This is a genomic window from Meiothermus cerbereus, assembly GCF_051297115.1.
Taxonomy (GTDB): Bacteria; Deinococcota; Deinococci; order Deinococcales; family Thermaceae; genus Meiothermus; species Meiothermus cerbereus_A.
The window spans coordinates 1-4,965 of sequence record NZ_JBEVAL010000116.1; the positions used below are offsets into that span (position 1 = coordinate 1).

A 4,965-nucleotide genomic window follows, 5' to 3' on the forward strand; every position below is an offset into this window, starting at 1 on the left:
GTGCCGATGATCTCCAGGTCGTCCTTGAGGCCCTCGAGCTCGTAGCACACCACCCGCGCCTGCGAGAGGGGCACGCTGGTGGGCCGGTCGAGGAACTGCCCCTTGGGGCTATCCCCCACCCAGGACTGAAGCCTGAGCGCCAGCTTCCGCGCCACCTCCTTCTCCGAGGGGGAGGCCGGACGGCTACCTATCTCGTCCATAAGCACCAAGGTCTGCACCAGGTCGGAAAGCCTCGCTCCCCCGTAGACCTTCTTATAGCTCCCGTCCGGCTGGGGCACGTCAGGGCTGGCTCGCTTGTAGGTCTGCTCGATGGCCGCTTCCAGGATGGCGTTCTCCACCGCCTCCTCGGTGCGGTCGTCCCCCGCCGGGAGGATGGCCCGCAAAAAGCGCAGCACGTCCTGGAGCTTCTCCGGGCTGGGGGTGTGTTCGCCCTCGTCCAGGTCGAACATATTGACCGCCGTCTCCCCGCCGGGGCGAATGTCAATGAAGGCCCCTTCAAAGGCCTCTACCAGCGCCTCGTAGTTGCGCCCCCGGTCGAGGATCACCACGTCCACCTCGTCCCGGCGTAGCAAATCTGCGAGTACGTACTGAGTGAAAAAGGTCTTCCCCGATCCCGAACCGCCTGCCACGATGCCGTTCCAGTTGGCCGTGCGGGGTGTAAAGGGATCGAAGCGGGTCAGCGAGCGGAAGCGGTTATGAAACAGCACCACCGGCTGCTCGTGCCCCTTCCAGGCCCCCGTGAGGGGCACCAGGTCGGCGGCGTTGGACTCCAAGAGGCTCACCACCTCGTCGCTGATCCCCCCGCTAAAAGGGGCGCGGTTTTTCCAGGGCTCAAAAAGGCCGTTCTTGAGCTGCCGGAAGGGGCTGCCGGGAATCTCCGACAGTTTACCCACCACCTGGTTGGCCCGCCGCTCGAGGGCCTCCCGCTCCCGCTCAATCAGAATGAGTGAAACGCCCACGCGATATACGTGGTCGCCGGTCTGTGAAATGTGGGCAATCGCCCCCTCAGTCTCCTGTTGTCCGATGATAACGTTAGGGTCTACATAGGTTTCGGTGTTGGCGCTGGCCGCATAGAATCTCCGCGCCCGCGCTTTGAGGGCTTTGAGGGCCTTCTCGTAAGGCTCGTGGTAGAAATCCACCACCAGGTAGTATTCCCCCCCACCGGCTAAAGCCAGCACGTCCCCCATCTCGGTGTAGGTCTCGTCGGGGATGGTGTACAGGCTGAACATGCTCAGCCAGCGCCCGCCTACGTATAGCGCCTCGCGGTAGGAGTTGTCCACCTCGCTCCGCAACAACTGCGCCCGCAAGGTGGGCGGCCTGAGCCCCGGCATTTTCTCCACCGCCACCCGTGGGTAACGCTGCCAGGTGGGCCGGTAAGCGGGCACCCCCGAGAGACGCAAACCAGGGTTCAGGTAGCGGTAGGCCAGGCCAAAGACCGCCTGGGAGTCCATCTCCCGCACTTCCACGCCCCGCCCCCGAGCAATCATGCGGATACGTTCGCGGATTTTGGCCCCTTCTTTGATCAGCCCTTCCAGTTCTGCCTTCCCGAACGGCAATCGCTTGGGCCGCTTGCGTCCAAAGCTCACAGTGAGGAAGGCCCGCCGCTCCATGACCTCGCCCCGTTCCCACAGGGTGCGCCAGTGGCGATACCGTTCCTCTGCCAGTTCACGAGCTACCGGATGGCTGGGTGTGTAGGCCGTCCGGTATGCGTCCACCACCTCTTCCGGCGCGGGGGCCGCCTCCACATATAGCCGGGCTCGTGTGCCCTGAGGCACGCCGTTTCGGAGGACGCTCCGCACCATGTAGAGCAGGCCCTCGAGGTCGCTCTGGCTGAGCAGCAGGGTGGGCTTGAGCAGCAGCTCCACCCCCACCTCGGCCCGCCCATCCTCAAGCACCATCAGCCCCTCATGTATCTCCCAATAAGCAAACTCCTCGGTAAGCGAGTGCTCCCGAGGGCGGTTGAGTATCGTTAGCCCGCTAGTCTCCGCCATTCTCCCTCAACAAAAGTGGAACTGTCTCCTTATCCTTCCCCGGCACATAGCGGTCGCTCTGGGTCAGCCATAGCATCTCATGCAGCAGCGACGCACCTGGGTAACGTTCACGGAGCCGATCCGCCGCCACCAACGCCAGATAGCCCGTTACTGCTCCGGCGAGCAGGCCCATCGCCGGGTGCATCCCCTCCATCAGCCGCAAGCCGATGACGAAGCCCATACCAATGACTGGAAGCTGCCACACCTCCAGGCCGACAATCGTTATGGGTTGATAGAGACGGTACACCCGGCGACGCATACAACCTCTAGCAGGCTGTCCCGCTTACGAATATTTTTGCAAACGAGGGCGCAGCAGCCAGAATCACACCACCCACGGCTGCCCCGATCATGAGCGGAACGGCCTTTTTCCCACCAATCATCAGACTAATGCCACCGATGGCGAACATGATGATGACCAGGGCCAGGCCGAAGGGGCCTCTCATCGCGTTGTAGATGTTGCAGATGGCGGTGGTCAGGTTGGTGAAGGCCTGATCCGCCTGGGCGTGGGCCACGCCACCCAGCCCCACCAGCGCCAACCCCATCAGCAACCCACGAATCTCCGGTAAACCCATGATCTTTTTAGCTAAAAGGCCGATTTTACTCATGCTGTCACCTCTACGATTTTTTGTTACCCATTACGGGTAATATGATACTACCATATGCGACTTGACCCAGAGATTAAACAACAGGTTGAGGCTGTCCTGAAAAGTCCAGTCCCTTCACCCACCGACCCTGAGTTTGATGAGCTGCTGCTGCGCCTACGCAAGGAGAATCCCGAACTGGCCGATCTTCTCGAGTCCGGCATCCTCTTTGACGACCTGCCCACCCCGGAGGAGGAGACCCAGCGGGCGGTGGCACGACGTAGCTTCTTCCTCTCCCTCAAGCACCGCCTGCTTGACCGCTACGACGAGCTCACCGGGGAGTGGGTGCCCTCCCGTCCCAAACAGATCGCGGTGGGGTTTGCCGGTCTGATAGCGGCCACTACCCTGTGGTTCGCCCTTTCCACCCGCAATACAGAGCCCGCCAAAGGGGGCCTGCCTGTGCCGGTTCCAACCGCTACGACTACGACCGCACCTAAACCCGAACCGGCACCCCCTGCTTCAGCTAACTCAGAAGCAGCCGCTACTGGAGGGACAGCCGCAAGCGCAAACGGTGAGACCGCCGCTGCCACAGGCCAGAGCCAGAGTCCACAAGATACGGGTGCAACTCCACCCCCTCCTAGTGGCTACTCTGAAGTGCCGCCCCCACCTTCAGGGTATCCAACCACCCCGCCGCCCTCGGGTTATTCGACCACAACTGGCGCGGCACAGACACCACCGCCCCAACCCATGACCCTGTACGTGGCGAACGCTGGAAGCGCGACTGCACAGGCTGCCAGCAGCGGTCAGCAGACCTCCAGCGATGCTACTGGCCCAGGCGCAACTCCACCGGCCCCGCTGACCATCGCTACGGCTACCACCACCCAGAGCCAGGGCGGGCCGCTGACCCTAACGCGGCCCCAGGCCCCCTCTGCACCCTCTTCTTCAGGCCGCCCGATTACCGACTCTGTGGCTGAAGACGTGGCGGCAGCACTCCAGAACCAGCCGGTTTCCTCCAGCCGCTCTTCCGCTTCAGGCTCAACTGATGGGGCTCTGAGCCTCAAGAAGGAAACCCAGTCCACCTTCACGGTACGGGCAGTTGAGGGCCAGGGCGGAAAGGGCGGGAGCTTCTACCTGGTGGGCGGGCAGGCCCAGACCTCAACGCCCGCTTCTACACCCACACAACCACCTGCACCCGGCGCGGCGTTGCCAACCTTCCCCTCGGCTCCGGTAGCACCAGCAGCTACCGGCCCAGCGCCCGCGCCAGCGATGGCCTCTCCCTACCCCCTGGGCACCCGCCTCAAAGGGCGGCTGGGTATCGGGGTACTCATCGCGGAAGGTGTCCCCGGCCCGGTAGCGGTAGACGCTGAGGACGGCTCCACCTGGGTAGGCGAGGTTACTCTGGACGAGACCCGCCGCCTCAAAGGGAAGCTCACCAAGGCCATCAAGGACGGCAGGGAGTACACGGTCAGCGCCACCCTGCTGGACGCCGAGGGGACGCTGGGGGTGGCGGCCAGAGTGCGCGAGGAAGCGCCCTCCATCGCCGCTGACCTTATCCGGGGCAGCCTGCGCGGGGTGAGCGATTACGTCACTGCGGCCTCACAGGCCAAGAGCGTGACCGTGCTGCCGGGGGGCGGGGTGGCCCAGTCCTCGCAAACCCCGCCTTTGGAGCTATTCATGGCCGGAAGCCTGGCGAACCTGTTTGCCCTGCAACAGGACAAGAAAGCGGTGGTACGGGTGGCCCAGGCTGAGAAAGGAACGGAGGTGGTGATCCTTGTTGTCCCAAGCCAGGAACCTGCCACGAGGTGAGCGACAAGCAGTACTGGAGCGTATCCATGAAGCCCTGCGCTGCGACCTGGCCCTCTCCGAGGGCCAACTCATGCGCCATTACGGGATGGTTCCCTCGGAAAAGGAAGCCCATGCGATGGGGCTGTTCGTGGTGCGGGCGGTGCTGAACCCCTCGCACCACGCCAACCGGCTTATGGAGGTACGCTTCTACACCCCTTACCTCTGGGTCAGCCGCCTGGGGCCGCCCCTGCTGCGCCACCTGGCCGGGGTGGGGGAGATGCGGCACATCCTGGGGGCTGCGGTGGGCGACTGGCGTACCGACACCCACCGCATCCACTACCGCGAACAGCCCGATGCCTACTGGTACAGCAAGCTGGGCCCCATCGCCATCGAGTACGACGCGGGAAGCTACTCCCTGGATCTGCTCCAGCGCAAGGTGCAGACCTTCGCCCTGCGCTTCGTGGGGCAGTACTGGGGGGCTCCTACCGAAAAGAAGGCCGCGAGCCTGCGGGAGAGGCTGGCCCCCTTCGGGCTGGATGGACGGTTCGTGCTGGCTGCGCCCTGGTGGT

General features: G+C 63.9%; 5 protein-coding genes. 2 read left to right on the forward strand and 3 right to left on the reverse strand.

Annotated features, from left to right (window positions below):
- From ABWU19_RS14210 to ABWU19_RS14220, 3 genes are all read right to left on the reverse strand, one after another.
- The coding region (locus ABWU19_RS14210) for a TraC family protein (RefSeq protein ID WP_435902313.1) at positions 1 to 1,898 on the reverse strand (1,898 nt) is incomplete at its 3' end.
- 79 nt (positions 1,899 to 1,977) lie between these two features.
- Positions 1,978 to 2,289, reverse strand: coding sequence for a hypothetical protein (locus ABWU19_RS14215; protein ID WP_119358811.1), 312 nt, complete (start codon positions 2,287 to 2,289; stop codon positions 1,978 to 1,980).
- A 7-nt stretch (positions 2,290 to 2,296) separates the two neighbouring features.
- Positions 2,297 to 2,635 (reverse strand): TrbC/VirB2 family protein, encoded by a 339-nt coding sequence (locus ABWU19_RS14220; RefSeq protein WP_435902314.1) that lies wholly within the window; start codon positions 2,633 to 2,635, stop codon positions 2,297 to 2,299.
- Between the two features lie 54 nt (positions 2,636 to 2,689).
- Between ABWU19_RS14220 and ABWU19_RS14225 the strand changes: the two genes are divergently transcribed.
- Both ABWU19_RS14225 and ABWU19_RS14230 read left to right on the forward strand, forming a co-directional pair.
- Complete coding sequence (locus ABWU19_RS14225; protein WP_435902315.1) at positions 2,690 to 4,417, forward strand: hypothetical protein; 1,728 nt, start codon at positions 2,690 to 2,692, stop codon at positions 4,415 to 4,417.
- A partial coding sequence (locus tag ABWU19_RS14230) for a hypothetical protein (protein WP_435902316.1) occupies positions 4,386 to 4,965 on the forward strand: 580 nt, incomplete at its 3' end. The genes ABWU19_RS14225 and ABWU19_RS14230, both read left to right, overlap by 32 nt.

Bases quoted from the DNA above. Each gene is read 5' to 3' on its own strand.
- ABWU19_RS14215 (WP_119358811.1), bottom strand. From the start codon at position 2,289: ATGCGTCGCCGGGTGTACCGTCTCTATCAACCCATAACGATTGTCGGC.
- ABWU19_RS14220 (WP_435902314.1), bottom strand. From the start codon at position 2,635: ATGAGTAAAATCGGCCTTTTAGCTAAAAAGATCATGGGTTTACCGGAG.
- ABWU19_RS14225 (WP_435902315.1), top strand. From the start codon at position 2,690: ATGCGACTTGACCCAGAGATTAAACAACAGGTTGAGGCTGTCCTGAAA.